At 54.8% G+C, this 22,702-nt stretch carries 14 protein-coding genes; 7 read left to right on the top strand and 7 right to left on the bottom strand.

Annotation, left to right across the window (positions count from 1 at the left end; genetic code table 11):
• Positions 1–92 precede the first annotated feature (92 nt).
• The 5 genes from P8935_RS14555 to P8935_RS14535 all read left to right on the top strand — a co-directional run bounded on the left by P8935_RS14555 (position 93) and on the right by P8935_RS14535 (position 7,519).
• Positions 93–1,298, top strand: a complete 1,206-nt coding sequence (locus P8935_RS14555) for a glycosyltransferase family 4 protein (protein WP_348261022.1) — start codon at positions 93–95, stop codon at positions 1,296–1,298.
• A 108-nt stretch (positions 1,299–1,406) separates the two neighbouring features.
• Positions 1,407–3,740, top strand: a complete 2,334-nt coding sequence (locus tag P8935_RS14550; RefSeq protein ID WP_348261021.1) for a polysaccharide biosynthesis tyrosine autokinase — start codon at positions 1,407–1,409, stop codon at positions 3,738–3,740.
• Complete coding sequence (locus P8935_RS14545; RefSeq protein WP_348261020.1) at positions 3,733–4,770, top strand: polysaccharide biosynthesis/export family protein; 1,038 nt, start codon at positions 3,733–3,735, stop codon at positions 4,768–4,770. The genes P8935_RS14550 and P8935_RS14545 overlap by 8 nt, the downstream gene beginning before the upstream one ends.
• 27 nt (positions 4,771–4,797) lie before the next feature.
• Positions 4,798–6,120, top strand: coding sequence for an O-antigen ligase family protein (locus P8935_RS14540; protein WP_348261019.1), 1,323 nt, complete (start codon positions 4,798–4,800; stop codon positions 6,118–6,120).
• 100 nt (positions 6,121–6,220) lie between these two features.
• Positions 6,221–7,519 carry a hypothetical protein gene (locus tag P8935_RS14535; protein WP_348261018.1) on the top strand — a complete coding sequence of 433 codons (1,299 nt, stop codon included), beginning with the start codon at positions 6,221–6,223 and terminating at the stop codon, positions 7,517–7,519.
• Positions 7,520–7,540: 21 nt separating this feature from the next.
• On the opposite strand, the gene P8935_RS14530 is transcribed toward P8935_RS14535, so the two are convergent.
• A complete protein-coding gene (locus P8935_RS14530; RefSeq protein WP_348261017.1) occupies positions 7,541–8,296 on the bottom strand; it encodes a WecB/TagA/CpsF family glycosyltransferase in 756 nt (251 codons plus the stop codon).
• 293 nt (positions 8,297–8,589) lie between these two features.
• On the opposite strand from P8935_RS14530, the gene P8935_RS14525 reads away from it, so the two are divergent.
• Entirely contained in the window at positions 8,590–14,895 is a 6,306-nt protein-coding gene (locus P8935_RS14525; RefSeq protein WP_348261016.1) for a HAMP domain-containing protein, read from the top strand.
• 34 nt (positions 14,896–14,929) lie between these two features.
• The gene (locus P8935_RS14520) at positions 14,930–16,543 is read left to right on the top strand and encodes an ATP-binding protein (RefSeq protein ID WP_348261015.1); all 1,614 of its coding nucleotides are present in this window, start codon (positions 14,930–14,932) and stop codon (positions 16,541–16,543) included.
• 218 nt (positions 16,544–16,761) lie between these two features.
• Here the strand turns inward: P8935_RS14520 and P8935_RS14515 are convergent, their stop codons facing one another.
• From P8935_RS14515 to P8935_RS14490, 6 genes are all read right to left on the bottom strand, one after another.
• Positions 16,762–19,386, bottom strand: coding sequence for a hypothetical protein (locus tag P8935_RS14515; RefSeq protein ID WP_348261014.1), 2,625 nt, complete (start codon positions 19,384–19,386; stop codon positions 16,762–16,764).
• A 655-nt stretch (positions 19,387–20,041) separates the two neighbouring features.
• Entirely contained in the window at positions 20,042–20,263 is a 222-nt protein-coding gene (locus P8935_RS14510; protein WP_348261013.1) for a hypothetical protein, read from the bottom strand.
• Positions 20,260–20,679 carry a hypothetical protein gene (locus P8935_RS14505; RefSeq protein ID WP_348261012.1) on the bottom strand — a complete coding sequence of 140 codons (420 nt, stop codon included), beginning with the start codon at positions 20,677–20,679 and terminating at the stop codon, positions 20,260–20,262. Before P8935_RS14505 ends, P8935_RS14510 begins: the two co-directional genes overlap by 4 nt.
• An 82-nt stretch (positions 20,680–20,761) precedes the next feature.
• Positions 20,762–21,472, bottom strand: a complete 711-nt coding sequence (locus tag P8935_RS14500; RefSeq protein ID WP_348261011.1) for a hypothetical protein — start codon at positions 21,470–21,472, stop codon at positions 20,762–20,764.
• Positions 21,469–21,759, bottom strand: coding sequence for a hypothetical protein (locus P8935_RS14495; RefSeq protein WP_348261010.1), 291 nt, complete (start codon positions 21,757–21,759; stop codon positions 21,469–21,471). The genes P8935_RS14500 and P8935_RS14495 overlap by 4 nt, the downstream gene beginning before the upstream one ends.
• 76 nt (positions 21,760–21,835) lie before the next feature.
• Positions 21,836–22,645 carry an HK97 family phage prohead protease gene (locus P8935_RS14490; RefSeq protein ID WP_348261009.1) on the bottom strand — a complete coding sequence of 270 codons (810 nt, stop codon included), beginning with the start codon at positions 22,643–22,645 and terminating at the stop codon, positions 21,836–21,838.
• Between the last annotated feature and the right edge of the window lie 57 nt (positions 22,646–22,702).

Genomic DNA, 22,702 nt, shown 5'->3' with positions numbered 1-22,702 from the left:
TATCAGCGGGCCGAATGAACCGTTAATCAGATTCGCTAAGACCCAGGATGTCTTTCGCGGCCGGGGGGTAACGCAAAGACGCTGAGGAACTAATGAAAGTTTTGATGGTCCACAATCGATATCAGCAGCGGGGCGGTGAAGACGCCGTAGTGGACGCAGAAGTACGCCTGTTGGCTGCAAACGGAATTGAAGTTCAACGGTTTGACGCTGACAACGATGCGATTCAGGGCCTAGTGACGAAAATCCAGGTGTCGCTGGGTCAGTTTGGCCTTCCAACCGCGGCGCAATCTCGATTCAAAAATAGTCTTTTCGAGTTTCGGCCTGATGTTGTACATGTTCACAACTGGTTTCCAACTTTATCGCCTTCACTCTTCAACATTTGCTCACGCGAGAATGTTCCGGTTGTTCATACGTTGCACAATTATCGGTTGCTGTGCGTAAATGCGACTCTTTTCCGGGACGGCAACGTGTGCGAGGACTGTATCGGAACCACGTTTCGCACTCCCGGCATCCTCCATTCCTGCTATCGCGGCAGCACCGTCGGAAGCGCAGTAGCAACTGCTGGAATGTTGACTCATTGGTCCATCGGTACCTGGAGCCGATCAATCAATCGATTTGTTGCTCTCACAGAGTTCGCCCGTCATAAGCTTCTCGAAGGTGGACTCCCCGCCGACAAAGTCGTCGTCAAGCCAAATTTCATTGATCCGGATCCGGGTCCGGGCGCTGGCCGCGGCGGCTATTTTCTCTTCGCTGGAAGGCTCACGGAGGAAAAAGGTATACGCGTATTGCTGGAATGCTGGAAACACGGGCAGGATCTGCCGAAACTGAAGATTGCCGGCACTGGACCCCTTGAAAACGAAGTGCGGGCCGCCGTCTCAACAATGCCAAATGTTGAGTGGCTCGGTGCGCGGAGTAGCGACGAAGTGATCGGCTTGATGGCTGACGCTTCTGCTCTCCTTTGTCCTTCGCAGTGGTACGAAGGGATGCCACGCGTGGTGATTGAGTCCCTTGCAGTTGGGACACCCATCATTGCATCCAGGATTGGTTGCTATCCAGAAATGATCGTCGATGGAGAGACAGGCGCCCTATTCCCAGCCGGCGATGCGCTTTCTCTGCGGAGCAGTTTGCGCGATCTGCTCCAGCACAATTCTCTTTGCTCAATGCGCGGCAATGCACGTGGTTGTTTTCAGTCCAACTACACGGGCGACAAAAACTTTTCGACTCTGCTCAATGTCTATCGGTCGGTTTTGAAGTCCCGCGAACTGGTCCAATCACGGGCAGTGCCCGCAGGAACTTGATTGTTAAGCCGAACCCCAAAAGCGGCCTAGCGAACTTTAGTTGTAGATGTATCCACGAACAATTCGTCATCAAAAGATGATGAAGCAAGTAAAGGAGGCACCCAGCCAATGTCATTGTCCAACGATCCAACTAAGGGCATGATCACCCCATACCTGCCACAGCACCCCGAGACCAGGCGGGTTGACGATTTCTCGTTCCGATTTGGCGAGGGGGAGTCGCTCAAGGGAATCTGGAGCGTCATCCGAAAGCGAAAGAAATCAATTTGGGGAGCAGGTTTGGCCGGACTTCTTCTGGCGCTGGTCGTCTGCGCCCTTATGAGCCGCCAATATCTGGGCGTCGCCACGATCGAGGTGCAGAAGACCGACGCCGCGGAGACCAGCCTGCGAGGCAATTCGGATCCTCTGCCCTCGACAATGGATGCCGTAAAAGGCGACATCGCCACGCACATGATCGTTCTGCAAAGTCCAAACGTTTTGCTTGCTGCGGTCCGCGATCTGCATCTCGACAATGAGCCGCCTTTCAAATTTTCTCCATCGCTCATGGGTTACGTAAATGGATCAAACGCCCGGATCGAAGATGAGATGAAACGTGGCTTACCCCTCGAGCAGGCCCCCTATACCCGTGATCGCATTCTGGGAATCTTCGCCAAGAAACTGAAGGTCGAGAACACTCCTGATACCCGGCTTATCACAGTGGAGTATCTTAATCCCGATCCCAACCGGGCAGCCCAGATTGCCAACGCGATAGTGCAGGAATACGTGACCTATGAAGCACGCTCGGAGGCCACCTCGGATGCGCAACGCTGGCTGTCTGATCAGTTGAATGAGCTCAAAAACAATTACCAGAACTCTCAAGACAAGCTTGCTAGTTTCGAGCAACAAAGCGGATTGAATGGCATGGTGCTGGGTGCTCTCGGCGAAACCGGAGCTTCGGGTGGAACCACGCACGTTCCAGCTCTCGATTCGCTTGACTCGCTGAATCAACAATTCGTTGCTGCGGAAACGGATCGCATCGGCAAAGAAGCGATCTACAAACTAACGCAAACAAAAGATCCTGAGGCGGTGGCATCACTGGCCGCTAATGACGCAGGTGTCAGCAACGCTGCCGCAGAAAGCGCGGTCGGCGGAGCCGGATTGGAACTTCTTCGCAGCTTCCGTCAGCAGCAAGCGGCGCTCCGCGTTACTTACAATGACATGCTAACGAAGTATGGTCCGAACAATCAGCATCTTATCGAGACCAAGAGCCAGCTCGACACTGTCAATGCGCAGATATCTGAAGAAATTGGACGAATCAATGAGCGCGCGCGTCAGCAATACCTGTTCGCTGCTCAGCGGGAAGACGGACTTCGCGCAGCAGTCAATCAAGCGCAGAAGCAAGCAGGCAATCTAAATGTCAGTGCGGTGAAACTCCAGTCCTTGACACAGGAAGCAACCGCAAGTCGGCAACTGTACGATTCGCTGTACGGCAAGTTGAAAGAACTGAACATCCAGGCCGGACTTCGCGCTACCAACATCAGCATTGCAGATCCTGCCCGTCCGCCCTCAGCGCCTAAGCGGCCCAATCCGCCGCTCTATCTCGCGCTTGGTCTCATCGCGGGGCTATTCACCGGGGTAACATCCGCGTTCGTCCGCGAACATATGGATGACACTGTGACAGTTGCATTGCAACTGCAGAGCGGTGCAAATCTGCCTATGCTCGGCAATATTCCCACATCACCTGGCGTGCGCTCCCTGCCTTCGAGTGGTAGCAACCTAGAGAGCAGCCCGCTTATTAACGACCCGCGATCTGCCGGGGCTGAGTCCTTCCGTTCCCTTCGCACCGCAATTCAGGTTGCATCGCAGTCCGGGCGACTTCGCACGCTTCTCGTGACCAGCCCGCTTTTCGGCGAGGGAAAATCAACCGTTGCCTACAACACCGCTGTGGCATTTGCGTTGTCAGGTAAGCGCGTCCTTTTGCTCGATGCTGACATGCGCAAGCCCCATCTACACGACTTCTTTGATCGCCCGTGCTCTCCGGGACTAAGCGACGTGCTGATCGGCAAAGCAAAAGCCGCAACATGCATTTACGCACATCGCACCTTGCCAACCCTTTCACTGCTTCCCGCAGGTTCAGAGACTATCGCATCCGCGGAGTTACTCGAATCCACCGAGTTTGATCAGTTGCTCAGTACGCTTACCGGCGAATACGACCTGATCATCGCGGACAGCCCGCCAATCCTGTTGCTGACGGATGCGCGTGTGTTGTCCGAGAAGTTTGGCGCAACCATTGCAGTCGTTCGCGCCCGGCAGACGACCCGCACGGTGCTAAAGAGCCTATCCAATGTTCTGGAAATGAGCGGTTCTCGTGCAGTCGGCATCGTGCTCAACGGAGTTGATACCAACTCCATCGACTACTTCGACGCGTATGGTCACCACGGAAATGGAGATTACCTCGATGCTTAATTCAATGACTTCCTCGCACTTCTCCATTGAGAAAACCGGATTAGGTGCTTTGGCGCTTGGAATGCTGCTGGCGTTGGGAACTCAACCTGCTTCCATCGCGCAGGCAACCCAGCCCAATGGCAACCAACAGACTGCTCCTACCCAACCCGAGGGCAGAATTGCTCCGTCTGCGACTACCCCTAGTTCTCTAGTCAGTGTTCCCGAGGACTTTGCAAGTCTCAAACTCGGTCCTGGCTTTCTCTTGAATGTCCTTGTTTACGATGAGCCGGATTTCTCCGGGCCGGCCCGCGTCGATAGTGAGGGCAATGTCAATATCGCGTTCCTCAAGCCGGTCCATATTGGTGGCGACACCGTTGCTCAAGCTAAACAGGCTTTAGAGAAGGCATTCAAAGATCAGGGAATTCTGAAGAATCCCCAGATCAGTATCGATGTACAGCAGTTTGCCACTACATCCGCGACTGTGATCGGTGAAGTGCAGACCCCAGGCAAGGTAGAGTTGCTGGCGCCGCATAGCCTGCTCGAAGTAATTGGCATGACCGGCGGAGAAACCCAGCTTGCCGGTAACGAAATCGAGGTCAAGCGCGCCGACGGAGATCCCCCGACAAAGTCTTACCACTATTCCAGGGGGGGCGATGCCAGTGAAATTCGCGATGTGATGGTTCATCCCGGCGACACTATCATCGTGAAACGCGCTGGAGTTGTCTACGTGCTCGGTGCAGTTAATCGCCCCGGCGGTTACGCTATGCAGGAACAGGGTGAACTGAATGTTGCGCAGGCAATATCCCTCGCGCAGGGGCTAGCACTTCAAGCGAAGGTCGGCGCATTGCGTGTCGTCCAGAAACAGTCCGACGGCAAGATTGTTGAAATTCCCATCTCCTACAAGAAGATCATGGACGGAAAGGAAGCTCCCCTAATGTTATCGGCTGGAGACATTGTCTATGTTCCGGTGAGCCGCATGAAGACTGTCCTCAGTTCCACCACAGGAGTGGTCGCGCAGACTACTTCGGCTGCAATCTACGTCACGCGTTGAGGCGCTGGGAAATCAATGGATAGCACAATGGCATTCTCAGTATTCCCATGGAATATAAAATCCTGGCGCTCGGCCTTTAGCGTCACAGGGTTACCTGGCATCGCGCTTTTCTGCATTCTGCTGGGCGCGATGCTTCAGGTGGAAGATCTTTCCGGAGGGGGTGCTGGACACAGTAGCGCGAAAGCGATTCTGCTCATCCGTACCCCTGCCATTGTCATCGCTTTTCTTCTCTTGCTGTTCAAGCCGCGAGTGGCTCCGATGCGCGATACGGATTTGCGCCTCGGATACCTCGCATTTGCGGGACTTTACTTCGTTTCGACGATCTGGTCGGAAATCCCTGTGCAAACACTCGGTAAGAGCGCCGAGTTACTTCTTGCTGGCATGGTCTTCTTTGAAGCGTCTCGCGGAGAAAACGCTATCGCCCGCATCGAAGGACTTCGACAGATAACCCTGCTCGTGATGTCCCTGCTTGGTTCGCTGGCGGTGATTGGCTTCTGCCTTCGGCTTCACGCATTTGTGCAGCATCGGGCCGGACTCATCAGCAGTACGACTGCACAGGCTCCTTTTCTTTCTGGCAATGGATTGGGGTACGTCGCCAGCGCTCTGATACTCGTTGTTATTGCCGAATGGCAGGCTCATCGAATCCGCGGCAAGGCCGCAATTCCCCAGCTTATTTTTGCATTGTGCTTATTCAGCGTATCGGCAAGCCGCACGTCGTTAGGCATTCTTCTTCTTTCAGTGCTTCTTGTAGTCTTCAAAAAGTCGAAGATGATCGGCATTCTTTCTGTCTTGGGCGTTGCTGTCATGGGTATCATGTTTTCCACTGAAGTTGTAACTCGGCTTCAGGGTCAGCAGAGTTCGTCGAGCTTCGTCACCCTTAGCGGTCGAACCATTGTGTGGACGGCTGCAGTGCGCCAATTCGAGAAGTACCCCCTGTTAGGGGTTGGCGGAGGCGTAGGTGGAAAGACGGTTATTGCTCACATTGGTAATATGTACCTCGAAGAGATGAGTTCGCTTCACAACGGATTTCTGGAAGTATTGACAGGATTAGGAATTATTGGCTTCCTACTTGGGGCCTCGCTCCTGGTCGTTGCTTCTTTCCGAGCTTGGACCGCTTGGAACTTACATCCCGAATTTGCCGGAACCTACGTTCTCATCATCCATGTCTGGATGTCTACGATTATGTCGACCGGGATTCTTGGCTGGATGGGCTATGAGGTCGCGATTTTCCTCTGCATTATTACCAACGTTGACCTAATAAGAGAACTGACGCGCAGTCCTGCCGCTGCGCTCAAACCCTTGCGATGGTCCGCCCGCGCGCTTCAGCCGAGACAGCAAACTGCGGGTTAACGCAGTGCGATGAAAATCGCACACGCAGGTTTGGAGTTCTCCTCACACGCCATGTATGCAATCTGCAACGTCGTCAACCGAAAGCGGAGGTCTTGAGTTCGTGGAACTCCGGGGATTGCAGTTGCACAAATTCGCGCGAGGCAGAAGCGCACAGACAATCGCTGATCAAATTCTCGTAAGTGCATCGAATTTTCTTACCGGGATTATCCTCGTCCGTGGGTTGGGGCTCGAGGCGTTCGGCAAGTTCACGATAGCCTACGTAATCCTTCTTCTCGCCAACAGCGTTCAACTCAGCTTTATCTCTTCCCCGATGATCACGCTTGGTTCCCTATGCGCTACCGCCGATGATCGGCGCGAGTTCGTACGCGGGGTTTTTGGCGTGCAAGTTATCTTCTGCGCGATAGCGACTATGTTGACTGTCGGCGTCACGGTCGTCTATATGACGATTGATCGCAGCGGCGTCCCTCCCCACTTCGTCCTACCTTTCGCTTTAGCGGTGTGCTTGTATCTTCTACAGGACTGGCTGCGACGATACTTTTTCACCGTCGGAAAAGCGCAGGACTCGTTGTGGAACGATGCGATCAGCTACGGTGGACAGGTGATTGTTTTAAGCCTTCTCTGGGCGACGCATTGGTTGACCATCGGCACTGCATTCTGGACTATCGCTCTAACGTCAGGAATTGCGTTCTTTATAGGGGCTATCCTCGAGCGGCTTCGCAGTACGCAGATAGAGACGAGGCACGCGTGGAGACGTATTCGGAGCCTTTCAATCGATCTTGGAATTGCCAATCAACTGCAGTGGCTGGTCTACCAGGGGGCAATGCTGGTCGGCGCAAGCGTCGCCGGACCACAAGCGGCTGGAGGCGTGCGCGCCACACAAAATGTGATTGGACCTGTGAACATTGCATTTCAGGCGATGGAGAACATCGTCCCCATCCGCGCCGCAGAAGAAATGCGCCTTGGCGGACTCCAGCGCGCCGCAAGATTTCTATTTCGCTTCGGGGCCGCCGGATTCGTAGCTCTTCTCGTGGTCTTCTCTGCGGCTTCCCTATTATCGGGCCGCTTTCTTTCCTTTTTCTATGGACATCAGTTGCGCGTGTATGCCGGTGTGTTGAACTTGCAGATGTTTTACTTTTTGCTTGCGTGGCCCATCCGCCAACTTACTTTCCTCTTTCGCACTATCGAGAGCACGCGGCCGATCTTGGTTTCATCCGTAGTCGCGGCTTTGGTGAGCATGTCGCTCGTCTACCCAATGGTCCGGGGATATGGTGCGCTGGGTATCGTGATGGCAGCGGTCGGCGGACAGATCGGCAACCTTGTCTATCTTGCGATCGCTTGGATGAGAGTATCGGCGTCCTCAAACACACATATCGTCGATGCGGCAGAGATACAGTCCTAAGTTCAAAGCGGTGATATTGCTTCAGCTCGCCTTTGCCAGGCTCCTTTGTGTGAACCATTGGTAGCCGATTAGCGCCATGAATCGAGGAATAGTTTTGAAGTATCGGCCAGCGAGTCGTCGCGGTTCCGATCCAAGACGGAAAGCCCACTCAAGGCCGTTACGCATCATCCACCGTGGCGCTTGGGGCTTTGTGCCTGCGATAAAGTCGAATGCCGCACCGACGGCGAGAAGAACTGCGGGAATCCGACCCTTGTGCGCCATAATCCACCGCTCCTGCTTGGGGCAGCCAAGGCCGACAAAAAGCCAGCGAACGCCCGCAGCAGATATCTTCTGAACAACGGCTTCATCCTCCTCCTCCGTAAGCGGACGGAACGGAGGCGACATGTGGAAGGCAATGTTGATTCCGGGAAACCGTCTTTCGACCTCAATTAGGAGCTTCGCAAGGGCCGACTCACTGCCGCCATAGAACCCGACAGGCAGACCGGTTTGCTGCGCCGCTGCCAGTAAGGCCAGCGTCGCATCGGGTCCATAAACCCGAGTCGCATCTGGCGCGCCAAATGCACGACACGCCCAGACAATTGGCATACCGTCTGGGTTTGCAAGGTCCGCCGCATTCATATCAGCACGAAACGCAGGCTTGTCATGGGCCTGCATGATAACGTGGGCATCCGCGAACACAACAGTTCGCGATTCGCGAGCAGCCGCCCACTCGGTACACTTCTTCACGACCTCCGCATAATTCGAGGCCGTTATATTGACTCCCAGAATGCTTGGCATGTGTCTTTCCTTGAATTGTCTGGTGCAGGCAAAAGCAGTCGAATCCCCCGAAACCACCGCTGAGTGTTAGATGCAGATTTCACTCGAGAAGATAGGCCAGCCAGCGAGCCGCATTGCATTCAATTTAGATTCAGGCTTCGGCGCTCATTTAGATGCCACAGGCAACCCGCACAGTTCCTCAAGCATCTATTTGCTCGCTGCAATCCAGCATTTGTGCTCTTCTGATGGCCGTTAGGGGCCGCACGGCGATCTGATAATGCGGATATGCCAGATCCTTTCTAGGAGTACCCGGAATGTCGACGACCATTGATTCGCCTGTGAGTGGGCAGGATGGGGATAACCGTTACCCAGTCAGCGTAATGGAACCCCCGATGTCAGATTGCCTGACTGCCATCCTCCAGAGCCTCAAGACTATGAGAGAGGGCGACTTTAGCGTTCGTCTTCCCGTATCGTGGACTGGGCTTCCGGGAAAAATTGCCGATAATTTCAACGAAATTGTGATTGCCAACGAGCAGATGGCGTTCGAACTTAAACGAGTCGGCTTGGCTGTTGGTAAAGAAGGTAAGACTCGGGAACGGATCCGCGTCGAACACCGGCGGGGCGCCTGGGACGACATGGAAGTCTCAGTCAATACGCTCGTCGAGGATCTCCTTAGGCCTACGACCGAAGTAACCCGCGCTATCGCAGCCGTGGCTCAAGGTAACTTAACCCAGACCGTCAGGCTTGACGTTGACGGCCGCCCCCTTGAGGGCGAGTTCCTCCGCTCAGCCAACATTGTGAACACGATGATTCAACAGCTGGGTGTGTTCACAGCTGAGGTAACGCGCGTGGCTCGCGAAGTTGGCACCGATGGCAAGCTCGGTGGACAGGCTGTGGTTCCAGGCGTCGCAGGCACATGGAAGGATCTCACCGATTCCGTGAACTCTATGGCCTCAAACCTGACAGGCCAAGTCAGAAACATTGCAGAGGTGGCAACTGCCGTTGCGAGCGGCGACCTTTCCCGCAAAATTACCGTCGACGTCCGCGGCGAGATTCTGCAGCTCAAAGAAGCCATCAACACCATGGTGGATCAGCTGCGGTCGTTCGCCTCAGAAGTGACGCGCGTGGCTCGCGAGGTCGGCACCGACGGCAAACTCGGTGGACAAGCTGTGGTGCCCGGTGTAGCAGGGACCTGGAAAGATCTCACCGACTCAGTCAACGCAATGGCTGGGAATCTCACAGCCCAGGTGAGAAACATCGCCGAGGTCACAACGGCCGTGGCGCGTGGCGACTTGAGCCGCAAAATTACAGTTGATGTGAAGGGCGAAATTCTCGAATTAAAAGACACCATCAACACCATGGTGGATCAGCTCAACGCATTTGCTGGCGAGGTAACGCGTGTAGCACGCGAGGTAGGTACCGAAGGCAAACTCGGCGGTCAGGCTAGTGTGCCCGGGGTGGCAGGCACGTGGAAGGACCTCACTGACAACGTGAACTTCATGGCCGGCAACCTCACCGGCCAGGTCCGCAATATTGCTGAAGTGGCAACCGCTATCGCCAATGGCGACTTGTCTCGAAAGATCACGGTCGACGTACGCGGTGAGATTTTGCAGCTCAAAGAGACGCTGAACACTATGGTGGATCAGCTTAACAGGTTCGCGGGCGAAGTGACGCGTGTGGCACGCGAAGTGGGTACCGAGGGCCGACTCGGCGGCCAAGCGAACGTTCCCGGTGTGGCCGGCACATGGAAGGATCTCACTGACTCAGTCAACTCCATGGCCGGCAACCTTACAGCCCAGGTCAGAAACATCGCCGAAGTCACGACGGCAGTGGCCCGCGGCGACTTGAGTCGCAAGATCACGGTCGATGTGAAGGGCGAAATCCTCGAGCTGAAAAACACAATCAATACCATGGTCGACCAGTTGAACGCATTCGCAGGAGAAGTAACGCGCGTGGCGCGCGAGGTCGGTACCGACGGTAAGCTCGGTGGGCAGGCACAGGTATCCGGCGTCGCAGGTACATGGAAGGATCTTACCGATAACGTCAACTTCATGGCTTCGAACCTTACGGGCCAGGTAAGAAACATCGCCGAAGTGGCAACGGCAGTGGCCCGCGGCGATTTGAGCCGCAAGATCACCGTCGACGTGAAGGGCGAAATCCTTGAACTCAAGGACACGCTCAACACCATGGTCGACCAGCTCAATGCGTTTGCTGGCGAAGTAACGCGTGTAGCACGCGAGGTCGGCACCGACGGCAAACTGGGCGGCCAGGCACAGGTTCCTGGTGTCGCAGGAACCTGGAAGGATCTTACCGATTCGGTTAATTCAATGGCATCGAACCTGACCGGCCAGGTACGAAACATCGCTGAAGTTTCGACAGCTATCGCGACAGGTGATCTCTCAAAAAAGATTACGGTGAACGTGAGCGGCGAAATTCTTCTTCTGAAAGAAACCATCAACACGATGGTGGATCAGCTGAACAGGTTTGCTGGCGAAGTAACGCGCGTTGCTCGAGAGGTCGGTACTGAAGGACGTCTCGGCGGTCAAGCCAACGTTCCCGGTGTCGCCGGTACATGGAAGGATTTGACGGACTCGGTAAACTCGATGGCCGGCAACCTTACGGCCCAGGTAAGAAACATCGCTGAAGTGACGACAGCCGTGGCCCGTGGCGATCTTTCGCGCAAGATCACCGTCGACGTGAAGGGCGAAATTCTCGAGTTGCGCAACACCATCAACACCATGGTGGATCAACTTAACGCATTTGCCGGCGAGGTCACGCGCGTTGCCCGCGAAGTGGGTACAGACGGAAAACTGGGCGGTCAGGCGGTGGTGCCGGGAGTCGCAGGTACGTGGAAAGATCTCACCGACTCAGTGAACTTCATGGCCGGCAACCTCACAGCGCAGGTCAGAAATATTGCCGAAGTGGCAACGGCTATTGCGAACGGCGACTTGAGCCGCAAGATCACAGTAGACGTACGCGGCGAGATTCTGCAGCTTAAAGAAACGCTGAACACAATGGTCGAGCAACTTCGATCGTTCGCAGCGGAAGTGACGCGCGTGGCTCGCGAAGTGGGATCGGAGGGGCGGCTCGGCGGCCAGGCCAACGTTCCGGGTGTCGCCGGTACGTGGAAGGATCTTACCGACTCGGTTAACTCGATGGCCGGTAACCTGACTGCGCAAGTGAGAAATATCGCCGAGGTAACTACTGCAGTAGCCCGCGGTGATTTGAGCCGCAAGATCACGGTCGATGTGAAGGGCGAAATTCTAGAGTTGAAAGACACCATCAACACGATGGTGGACCAGCTCAACGCGTTTGCGGCAGAAGTCACCCGCGTGGCCCGCGAAGTGGGCACCGACGGAAAACTAGGCGGTCAGGCCATGGTGCCTGGTGTGGCCGGAACGTGGAAAGATTTGACTGACAACGTAAACGTAATGGCCGCCAACCTCACCGAACAAGTGCGCGGCATTGTGAAGGTGGTAACGGCGGTAGCCAATGGCGCGTTGAATCAGAAGCTCACGGTGAACGCCAAAGGTGAAGTAGCCGCGCTCGCCGAAACGATTAACAACATGACCGACACGCTTGCAACATTCGCGGATCAGGTGACGACCGTGGCACGCGAAGTAGGTGTGGAAGGGCGACTTGGCGGACAGGCCAACGTGCCCGGCGCCGCAGGTACGTGGAAGGATTTGACCGGCAACGTAAACTTGCTGGCCGATAACCTGACTAATCAGGTACGCGCGATCGCAGAGGTTGCCACGGCCGTCACGAAGGGTGACTTGACGCGATCGATCCAAGTGGAAGCGCGCGGCGAGGTGGCAGAGCTGAAGGACAACATCAACACAATGATTGATAACCTTCGCCTCACCACTGATCGCAACACAGAACAGGATTGGTTGAAGACAAACTTAGCCAGGTTCACAGGTATGTTGCAAGGTCAGCGCGATCTGGCAACCGTGGGAAGAATGCTGCTGTCGGAACTCGCTCCATTGATCAACGCGCAGCAAGGCGTCATCTACCAAATGGGCGGTGATTCCGCCAGCTCAGAAGGTAACCTTGTTCTGCTCTCCACCTTTGCTGATACCCCAGAAGGATATTTACGCGAAGTACGGCTCGGTGAAGGCCTTATCGGACAATGCGCGGCAGAGAAAAGACGAATGCTGATAGCTGAACTACCGAGCACAGCGGCGCCTATTCGCTCCGGATTGTTCGAAGCAGTTCCAAAAAATGTGATTGTATTCCCGGTGTTGTTTGAGGACCGCGTGAAGGCCGTCATCGAACTCGCTAGCCTAGGCGCATTTACTGCCTCGCATCTCTCATTCCTTGAACAGCTAACTTCGTCGATCGGTATTGTGCTGAACTCCATTGAAGCCACAATGCAGACGGAAGGCCTACTGAAACAGTCACAACAACTGGCAACAGAGTTGCAGACGCAACAGAAGGAACTGCAGCAAACCAACGAGCAGCTTGCCCAAAAAGCACAGCAACTCGCCGAGCAAAACTACGAAGTCGAACGCAAGAATCAGGAAATCGAACAGGCTCGACGCGCACTCGAAGAAAAAGCCCGCGAATTGGCTCTTACTTCGAAGTACAAATCAGAATTCCTCGCCAATATGTCCCACGAGTTGCGTACGCCTCTCAACTCGATTCTGGTGCTCGGCCAGCAACTCGCGGAGAATCCGGATGGCAGCTTGAACGCCAAGCAGGTTGAGTTCGCGCGCACTATCCATGGCGCTGGAACGGACTTGCTGAACCTTATCAGCGACATTCTTGATCTTTCCAAAATTGAGTCGGGCACAGTTTCTGTCGAAGCGGAAGAAGTCTTCTTCGGCATGCTCCTTGATACAGTCGCAAGGCCGTTTCGTCACGAAGCTGAAAACCGCAAACTCACCTTCGATGTTACAAACGATCCGCGCATGGGCCGCAGCTTGGTCACCGACTCGAAGCGCCTCCAGCAGGTCTTGAAGAACCTGTTGTCGAATGCATTCAAATTTACTGAGCAAGGCACGGTAAGGCTATCCGTATCGTCAGCGGCAACTGGATGGGCACCGGACCACCCGATTCTCAGCGGTGCCGGTTCCGTCATTGCATTCGAAGTTTCCGATACAGGCATAGGCATCCCACCCGAGAAACAGCGAATCATCTTCGAAGCCTTTCAACAGGCCGACGCAGGCACCAGCCGCAAGTACGGAGGTACCGGCCTCGGCTTGGCTATCAGCCGCGAACTTGCAAACCTGCTCGGCGGCGAGATCCAGCTAAGGAGCCAGCCTGGCAAGGGCAGCACCTTCACTCTCTATTTGCCGCAGACTTACGTCGGACCGGCCGCCTCAACGATCGTAAAAGCTGAAAAGGTTGGTGGAACGGTCAGCGTGCCTATGTTCCTTTCAAACGTTACTGTCGCTGAACAGGAAGCACGGATCGAGGATGATCGCAAATCCTTGGAACAGGGCGATGCGGTGCTGCTTATCGTCGAAGACGACCCGCATTATGCTCGCGTCCTCTGCGATCTATCGCGCGACAAGGGGTTCAAGGTGCTCGTAGCCATGACAGGCACCGAGGCTCTATCGCTCGCTCGCGAGTATCGACCAACTGCAATCTCTCTCGACGTGATGCTGCCCGACATGCTCGGGTGGACCGTTCTCAACCATTTAAAGCAGGATCCTAAGACACGTCACATACCTGTGCAGATGCTAACGCTCGATGAGGACCGCCATCACGGCCTGTCACGTGGCGCATTCGCCTTCGTCACTAAACCGACGTCAACTGACGAATTAAACGCGGCACTATCCCGCATCCGCGAGTATTCGCAACCTAGACGCAAAAGGTTGCTCGTTGTTGAGGACAATCCAGCCGAACAGTTGAGCACACGTGAACTGTTGTGGCATGAAGACATCGACATCGAGGTCCTAGATTCCGGCTCCGCGGCACTCGAGGCGCTTGTGCATAACACGTACGACTGCATTGTGCTCGATCTTCGCCTCCCCGACATGTCAGGATTCGATGTGCTCGAGCGGATCAAGAGTAATCCGAAGCTCCGGGATCTACCGGTAGTTGTATTCACTGGCCGACATCTCTCCGCCGAAGAAGACGCTCAGTTGCATACTCTGGCCCGCAGCGTGGTCGTTAAGGACGTGGAGTCTCCGGAACGGCTGCTGGATGAGACCGCTTTGTTCCTGCACCGCGTGGTTTCAGAATTGCCCGATGCAAAACAGAGGATGATTGATCGGCTGCACCAATCCGACGAAGCGCTGGCTGGTCGAAAGGTGTTAGTCGTTGACGACGACGTGCGTAACATTTTCGCGCTGAGCAGCGTCCTTGAGCGGCGTGGAATGACAGTTTTATCTGCGGGAACCGGACGAGAAGCGATCGAGACAATTGAAACAACCCCAGACCTGGCGATCGTCCTGATGGACATCATGATGCCGGAAATGGATGGATATGAAACGATGCAGGTGATTCGACAGAATCCCGATCTGCGTCGCTTGCCTATTATCGCTCTCACCGCAAAGGCGATGAAAGGCGATCGCGAGAGATGTCTTGAGGCGGGCGCCTCGGAATATCTCGCCAAACCGGTTAATACTGAACAGCTGCTTTCCGCTCTGCGCATGTGGCTACATCGCTAGCTGCGCGCGGCAGAGGGCTTGGAGAGATATTTTGATGAACGCAGACAGCAAGGTCAACATCCTGATGGTCGATGACCAGCCGGCCAAACTCCTAAGCTACGAGGTAATTCTCGCAGACCTTGGAGAGAACCTCATCAAGGCGACGTCAGCCAGCGAAGCGCTCAATATCTTGCTGAAGAATGACATCGCGGTTGTGCTGATGGATGTGAGCATGCCCGAACTTGATGGCTTCGAATTAGCCGATGTAATCAGGCAGCATCCGCGATTTCAAAAAACTGCGATTATCTTTATCTCCGGTGTGCATCTCACTGACTCCGATAAGATTCAGGGTTATCGAAGCGGCGCCGTGGATTACATTTCCGTGCCGGTGGTTCCTGATGTCCTTCGGGCCAAAATCGGCATATTTGTCGAGTTGCACCGGAAAACCCGCATGCTCGAAACGTTGAATAATCAACTAGAGCAGCGCGTCGCCGAACGAACGGACGAATTGCGAATCCGCGAGGAACAGTTCCGCACTCGAGCGGAATTGCTTGAGCTGGCCACAGAGGCAATCATGGTGCGCGGTATAAACGGCGAAATCATGTTCTGGAACGCAGGTGCAGAAAGCTTGTATGGATGGCAACGCGACGACGTTCTCCATAAAGATATCCATTCCGTTTTGCGGACGGTATTCCCTGCACCACGCGAGGAAATCGAAAAGACTCTACGTGACAAAAAAGCCTGGCATGGAAATTTGCATCAAAAAAAGAAAGATGGGTCGGACGTGATTGTTGCCTGCCGAAAGATCATGAATCACGAGGGCGATGCTGTACTGGAAGTCAATCGTGACATTACCGCACAATTGCAAGCTGAAGAAGCTCTGCGTGAAACCGAAAAGCTGGCAGCCATGGGTCGCGTGGCGGGGATTATCGCGCACGAAATTAATAACCCTCTTGCGGCTATCACCAATATCTTTTTCCTCCTCCGAAATCATCCTTCGCTGGACGACGAAGCGCGGCACTGCGCCGCCTTGGCCGAACAGGAATTGCAGCGGGTTGCGCACATCACGCGCCAGACGCTCAGTTTCTATCGTGAGTCGAAGACTCCTATCTCAGTCATGCTGACTGAACTGCTTGATGATGTTGTTGGGCTGCAAGAGCGCCAACTCCATATCAGTCATATTCGACTAATCAAGAGATACCTTACGCAGGGTATGGTTCACGGCTTCCCTGTCGAACTGCGGCAAGTGTTCTTGAATTTGGTCGGCAACGCCATCCAGGCAATGCCGAACGGTGGAGATCTTCGCCTCACGGTAAGAGAAGCATACGACTGGCAACTGAAACGTCACGGCATCAGCGTATCGATTGTTGACACTGGAGTCGGAATCAAGCCGCAGGATTCAGGCAAACTCTTCGAGCCGTTTTTCAGTACGAAATCGACAAAAGGCACTGGCTTAGGGCTTTGGATAAGCAAAGGAATCGTGCAGAAATATGAGGGCATCATCACATTTCGCAGCGTTCGCGGCGAGAAGGGATGCGCGACCTGTTTCCGAGTCTTCCTGCCTAGCAGCAACACCTTCAAACTTGTAGGTGCTTCTTCAAGCGATGCGGCCAACTCAGGACTTGATTCCGTTTCCAACCGGCTCGGAGCAGCCATGCAGCACGTCTAAGACGTCGACATTATGACTCGTTGCTTGATCTGATTGGCGGTGGGGATCTGGGCGCGGAAATGTTTGATTGGCTGCCCCCCAGGGATTCTAACCACGATTAAATCAATACAGTTAGGCCGGTTTGTACAGCAGTTGTACAGCATTTTGAGGCAACTGCCTTCGACTCTCGTGGGGTCTTCAAATAGCCGCCAGAAATGCGGTTTCGTCGTCCATAAACCTTACTTATTGCCCCGAATCGACGGCTCCTGCGCCAATTTTCTCCGCAGCAGGTCCATCGGACCATTGGGCTGAAGAATGGTGTTAGGTACACCTAACACATCGCGGGCGAACCGGTCGTCCAGTTCCTTGCGGACGGGGTCTTCGTCGATTTGATGGAATGGAAGTAGAACCTTTTCGCATGTCTCGTCGAATATCTCGACCGCCTTTGCAAGCTGCGCGTGCGTCAACGCACCAATATTCAGGATGGGCATATCCTCCATCGCGGTCTTGCCGACGTTCCCCCTTCCGGCTTGCTGCTTATTACTGTGCCACCAGCGAAGCAGCATTCCCAGTGACGTATTGGCCCACAACACCAGAGCTTTTTCCTGTTCTATAGAATCGAGCTTGATTGATTGCCATGCACGCCCACCGATCGTTGGGCGTGGTGTGAACTGCATGTTCGTGGATTGGCTGTTGAAGCGATAGTTCAGATTGAAATGGCAGTGAGAGGCAGTGGCCCATACTGCTTCGACCTTTTCCGCAAGGGCCTTCTCTTGATCGGGCTTTTTCGCGTTGCGGGGAATGCCTTCTGAGTCCCCCTCGAAGCACATCGTCCTCTCGCGCTCGGCTTTGTGTTCCCAAAGTGCGGGATAGGTCGGCACGCTACCGACTTTGAGCGACACAATCTCGAAAGGGCCACGTATCTCACCATTCGAGTTCACCCCATCAATGTCTCTATCAATCGGTCCAGTCTTTCCTTTGCCCAGAACGATGATTTGCACTTTTACAGCATCCGTCTTAGCCATACCGGGCAGCCAAAGTCGATTCTCGTTTGTCAGTTGGTACGAAGCTTGCGCCAAGGATAGATCGGCGATGCGAGCGAGGTTCCACACGCCGGACTCAGGTAGGGGAGCAGTCATCGCCTGACCCACTAAATCGTTGCCAAAGAATAAATGCGTTCCGCCGACCGGACCATCTTCCAGCCGTCGAAGATTTTTCGTCGCGATCAACCGATGAATCTGATCCGCCGTACTGGCCCCCAGCATCGAATTAGCGGGACGCTCTTTCAACACAACGAAGGTGGCTCGGTTGTCCTGTGGCTTTGACCTTCGAGCCACCACGAGACACTCAGCCATATCCGTGTCGGCTGAGAACGACGACTCCTCATCCGTCGCACCTGCAATCGAGAGCGCAACTAGCCCGCTGTATTTCTTGGACAAAAGAGCACGAGAGGGTTCCCACGATTCCCCAAGCATCAAGCTCAAGGGCATGACTAGAGCGACCATACCGCCATCTCGAACTTTGCGGTCGGCGAGGACCAAGAAGATAGAAGCTTCACCCGCATTTCCAGAAGCACTTGTACCAGCCGTCAGGCGCTTCGTTGCTGCCGCCATCTTCTTCTGTTGCTCGGGGGTATTGTCAAAAGCGGCGAACATCGGGTTCGGCACGTCGCGTCTGCTGCCCTCATGATTGGTGGGGCGAGTAAACGGTGGGTTCATTGCAACCAAATCAAATGACGCGTGCGGAAGGGTGGCCCAAGTCTCCTTCTCTTTTTCCCCCATGCCTTCCGCCGCCTTTGCGGTGATGGCCATCTCGGTTAGTTTTGCTTGTGGGTTGAGCAAATCCAGTGCGCCCAGGGCAATATCACCGTCCATGTAGCCGTACGGGACGGTCATGATCAGGCTTTGCTCGTACTTCACGGTCGGATGTGCTCCGGCGATCATCGACGCTGTTAGGTGTGCGGCAGAAGGAAGCACGTCACACCCAATGATTGCATGTGCCATCATTTGAGCGTGTATCGACTCGGCGTCACCACCAGCAAGTTCGTGCAATTGCCCGATTCGACTGTACGCTGTCGTAAGCAATGTGCCAGTACCGCAAGCGAAATCTGCAATACGCAGCGACGTGACGTTTTCTGCATCCCCCCACGACTTCATCGCCGGTGTGAGGTCTGGCACAAGTGCTAATCCGATCAGTAACGCTGCCGAGGCTGGGGTCGTGTAAAACGCGGCCAAGAATTTTCTGTCCACAATCAGCCGTTGAAAGACTGCTCCGGTCAGATCGTGTGAGCGCATCAGCCGATTTTCAAGTAACCTGTCTGCCGTTTCTGCCAAACGCTCGATCAAGGCCTTACTCTCGGCTACAGGAACGACTTCAAGAATGCGTCTGGCGATGTCGAAAATCGGCCAATAGTTGACGAGCAGGATCTTCTCCCATTCTGCGATGACAGAGGCCTTATTGAATTTCTTCATGCCCCTTAACTCGTCAATCGAGTTAACTCCCTTAAGCTTTCCTGCCAAGCTCTCATGGAATACAAATGCGTTGGCCAGAATGGTCGCAGCCATGCGCCGAGTCTGTTCCCCGTCTTCTTGGTAGAGTTCCTTGGCGATCTTCTCGACTGCCACTTTGTTATCTTTAGCCATTTCAGTCAGTCGTCCCGCAGCCTCGCTGACACCGTTCACCAATTCAGTTGCCGCAGCCTCAATGACATCAGGCGGGACGGTTCCGGACTGCGTGAGGACGGATAGGTCGCCGATGGTACCCGCAATCCAGCCGGATTTCGGCCAACGGGTCTTTTCCTCTGCGTTGCTCCCGGTGTAGAGACACATCTCAAGATCGGCGCTGCTGAGCAAATCCTTCTCCAATGCTTTTCCAGATTTGTCTCTCAGCCTCAGCGGCAACCGCACCGCGACCGACGCAAGAATCGTGAGCCCTGTCTTCTTGAGTTTTGAGCCGAGTCGGGCAACCGCCTCGGCCTCGACAGTCACCGCAGGAAGGACTTCTGTTTCGATGACGACGGGGGAGACGCTCGGTTCCAAGACAAGAATGTCCGGTCGGGCCGCACTGCCCTTGATTTGCCCAGTGTTTTCTGAACTGACGATCTCATTATCGCGCCAAGCTCGTCGAGTTCCTCGCAGTACTTCAGCGATTGCATCATTGATGGTGTGCTCTGTTGTGGCCATGCCGATGCAGTCAGTAGAAAGCAATCTGGCATTGTGCGCAAGTCCCGAGGTTGATTCTGTCAACCTTGTCGATTCCAGCAAGACTAGGCGATAGATGACTCGAAAAACTTTCATTTCGCGGTTGTGTGCGCAAGGCCAACCGTATCGGTCTAGAAGGGTCGAGGTTGGGGAAACTTGACCCCCATACCCCGTACCCATCCTTTTGCGAGGATGCCTCGCCGTCGCGCTACAAGGCTCTAGGTTGCGTCGATGAGTTGCTGACGCATCAACCCTACTTACCGCCTCTCCCCGATGCGTCCTCGCGGATTCGATTTATCTTATAAGCCGTGCGGGGTCGCTAACTGTCGACCTCGTGACAGACGCCAATGCGACTAACCCATCGAACGCCGTGCGCTCTAGCTATCCGTCGAACCCGCGTTTCGCTTATGCCGTAGACCCTCGCAATGAATGGCCCATTACCGCCATTGGCGTCACCGCCCGGAATGTATCGCGCCCGAATCGTTGCCTTCGTCCTTTCGCTGAGTCCTTTCACATCGCCGCGTTTTGCTTGCCGCCTCATGCCGCCGTCTCCTCTTGGTTGCGTCGCCCGCGAATCCAAACAACGTTGCTGACGTGCGCGGGCTTTGCCTCGTCGATGTAAGCCGCGTATGCAACCTTGCACGGCCTCGGAATGTCGAACGCCATCGCGAGAAGCCATGCTGTGAGGAATCGCTCTTTGTGGACATAGATAAATCTCTGATTGCGCACACTCGGCGCGAAGAATCTCTCGCTCGGGATGTGACACACTATGCCGTCCTCGTTAATCGCATAGTCTTTCGGCCCGCTAGTAGGTCCATACCCGCTGAATGCGGTCCACATAGAGAACCGCGCCAAATCGATAAATCTCCACTCGCCATCCTCGCGAACCTCGACGCCGTTTATTGTGACCGTCTCGTGCTCGGTGTCCGCTACTTGCGGCATATCTGCTCTTTTCATATCGCTCCTAAAACAAAAGAGCGCCGTTTCCGACGCCCTCTGGTTGGCACCACAATTCCCTAACCGGGAAGGCGGGTCTTTGTCAGTCTTCCCTGCATCGCCCGGTGATAAACGCGATTGTCGGCGACTTGTCACGCAGTTTGTAGCGTCCCGAAAGTAGTCCCTTCCCTATGCGGTCTATTTGCTCGACGACGTTCACTCTTGGGAATGCTTCTTTAAGTTTGGCTACAAAGGATTCAGTAATCTCGAACACTTCGCCATCTAACAGGGGAAGACTTCGGACAGATGCGCCACTGGACTCATTCGCGAGTGCCTCTCTGAGTGCAGACTCATCTCCGCACACGATGCCAAGGGGAGCAGTCGAAACATCCGAAGGATTTTCGACATATATCTCTTTTTTGTTTGTCTTGTTATGTATTGTCTTGTTATGTAGAACGGTCGGAAACGTTTCTGAAGCCGTTTCATCTGTTTCATGTAACGTTTCACCGCGTTTCATTGCTCGGTGCTTCTGAACTCGGGGGGTCGATAGGTCGCGCCGTTGCCGCTTCTCCCAGTTGAGAACGTTCCAGTCCTCGTCAACGATGCCGTACTCAAGGAACAGCGCCTTCGTCTCTGCTACGGCCTCGGGAGTTATGCGCCACTTGAACGCTCGTTGCTCATCACTCATGGGAGTCTGCTCCGCGCACTCGTCGCAGAACAGCATGACCATGCGCCGTTGCATCGCCTCGGATAGCATCTGGACCTTTGGGTCGGTCGCCCACTCGCTATACATGCAGAACCAAGGTAGGCTCATTGGCGCACCGCCTCTGCCTTGCGCTCTTCGTCCCATCGCCCGCTTGTCAGTCGGTCCGTGTCGTGCGCGATGTCAACGCGCAAGTAGCGGTCCCGCACCCTAAAGAGCATTTTGTCTGCCCACGCGAAGTTGGGCGTTCGCGCGATTCTCCGCAACTCTTCAGTGCTGTTCGGGAGCCATCCCCGCCGCATGTATTCCATCTTGAGGGAGATATAAGCGCCGCGCTCGACTGCGTTCGATGCTGCCATCTCGATAAGTTCGTCTTCCACATTAAGTGTGTAGGTCATACCACTTCCTTTTAGGTATTTATGCCAAAAATGCAAGGGCGAGCCGAAGCCCGCCCCTTTTGAATCGCGGTCGATGCTAGATGCGCTCGACCTTGCCAAGTACGGTAATGCGTTCTGCGCGACCGTTGGCCGTCGTCGCCAAACGCTGCTCAATGTTGGCGATGCCCTTGCGCTTTGCGTGCGCTACAAACTCTGCCTCAGTGACCGAGCGACCTTCGATTTTGAATGAACGACGCAACCCCTTAGTTGCGCTTGGCTCTTGCACTCTGCCTGACATGCGCTTCGCTTTCTGCGGGTCGATGCCCGATTCGATGAATGCCATTTCTGCGCGAACGCGGCATCGGTAGTTCTCCGCGTCTTCGTAAGTCCGCGCCTCGGCGACCGCCGCCTCGACTTTGCGAACGCGCTCGGCGTCCTCTGCCGACAATTGGCGCGACCGCACCATGTGTACCGCCGCGCCCGCGTCCATCGTACCGGGATAGGCGGGAGAGGTTACCGGGCTCACGTCTGTGATGCAATCGAAGCTGTGAATCGTTCGCTCGGCTTCACCATTTGCCTTGATGTTCCAGTCGTCCTCGCCAACGATGAAGCCAAAGCTAGAACCGCTAATGTCACCCCGAGAGACTAGCTCTCCAACCTCGTCGCCAGTCGCCGTTTGTGGCAACGTGCATTTGTAAGAAAGTCCCTTGTCGTCTGCCGAGAGCTTCAGGGTTCCGCTCGTCGTGCGTCCGAGAAGTCGATTGTCATCGTGGTTGAAAAGGCAAACCACATTCGGATTTCCGCGCAGAACGCTGTTAAATGCGCCCTTAGCAATCGTCTCGTAGAAGCCGAGCCATCCGCTGCGCGAGTTGTACAGTGCGGCATACGCCGCGATTTGCTTGCCCATAACGTGAATCCCCTTCGAGAGTATGTTGGGCGCTAGGCTACCAAGCGCCCGCGATGT

Source organism: Telmatobacter sp. DSM 110680 (assembly GCF_039994875.1).
Taxonomy (GTDB): Bacteria; Acidobacteriota; Terriglobia; order Terriglobales; family Acidobacteriaceae; genus Telmatobacter.
This window is presented reverse-complemented; position numbering and strand designations above follow the sequence as displayed.

What these genes read in the sequence shown, in the direction of transcription:
- P8935_RS14525 (WP_348261016.1), top strand. Translation starts at nt 8,590, where the DNA reads ATGTCGACGACCATTGATTCGCCTGTGAGTGGGCAGGATGGGGATAAC.
- P8935_RS14500 (WP_348261011.1), bottom strand. Translation starts at nt 21,472, where the DNA reads ATGAGCCTACCTTGGTTCTGCATGTATAGCGAGTGGGCGACCGACCCA.
- P8935_RS14510 (WP_348261013.1), bottom strand. Translation starts at nt 20,263, where the DNA reads ATGAGGCGGCAAGCAAAACGCGGCGATGTGAAAGGACTCAGCGAAAGG.
- P8935_RS14495 (WP_348261010.1), bottom strand. Translation starts at nt 21,759, where the DNA reads ATGACCTACACACTTAATGTGGAAGACGAACTTATCGAGATGGCAGCA.
- P8935_RS14530 (WP_348261017.1), bottom strand. Translation starts at nt 8,296, where the DNA reads ATGCCAAGCATTCTGGGAGTCAATATAACGGCCTCGAATTATGCGGAG.
- P8935_RS14540 (WP_348261019.1), top strand. Translation starts at nt 4,798, where the DNA reads ATGGCATTCTCAGTATTCCCATGGAATATAAAATCCTGGCGCTCGGCC.
- P8935_RS14520 (WP_348261015.1), top strand. Translation starts at nt 14,930, where the DNA reads ATGAACGCAGACAGCAAGGTCAACATCCTGATGGTCGATGACCAGCCG.
- P8935_RS14550 (WP_348261021.1), top strand. Translation starts at nt 1,407, where the DNA reads ATGTCATTGTCCAACGATCCAACTAAGGGCATGATCACCCCATACCTG.
- P8935_RS14490 (WP_348261009.1), bottom strand. Translation starts at nt 22,645, where the DNA reads ATGGGCAAGCAAATCGCGGCGTATGCCGCACTGTACAACTCGCGCAGC.
- P8935_RS14545 (WP_348261020.1), top strand. Translation starts at nt 3,733, where the DNA reads ATGCTTAATTCAATGACTTCCTCGCACTTCTCCATTGAGAAAACCGGA.
- P8935_RS14505 (WP_348261012.1), bottom strand. Translation starts at nt 20,679, where the DNA reads ATGAAAAGAGCAGATATGCCGCAAGTAGCGGACACCGAGCACGAGACG.
- P8935_RS14555 (WP_348261022.1), top strand. Translation starts at nt 93, where the DNA reads ATGAAAGTTTTGATGGTCCACAATCGATATCAGCAGCGGGGCGGTGAA.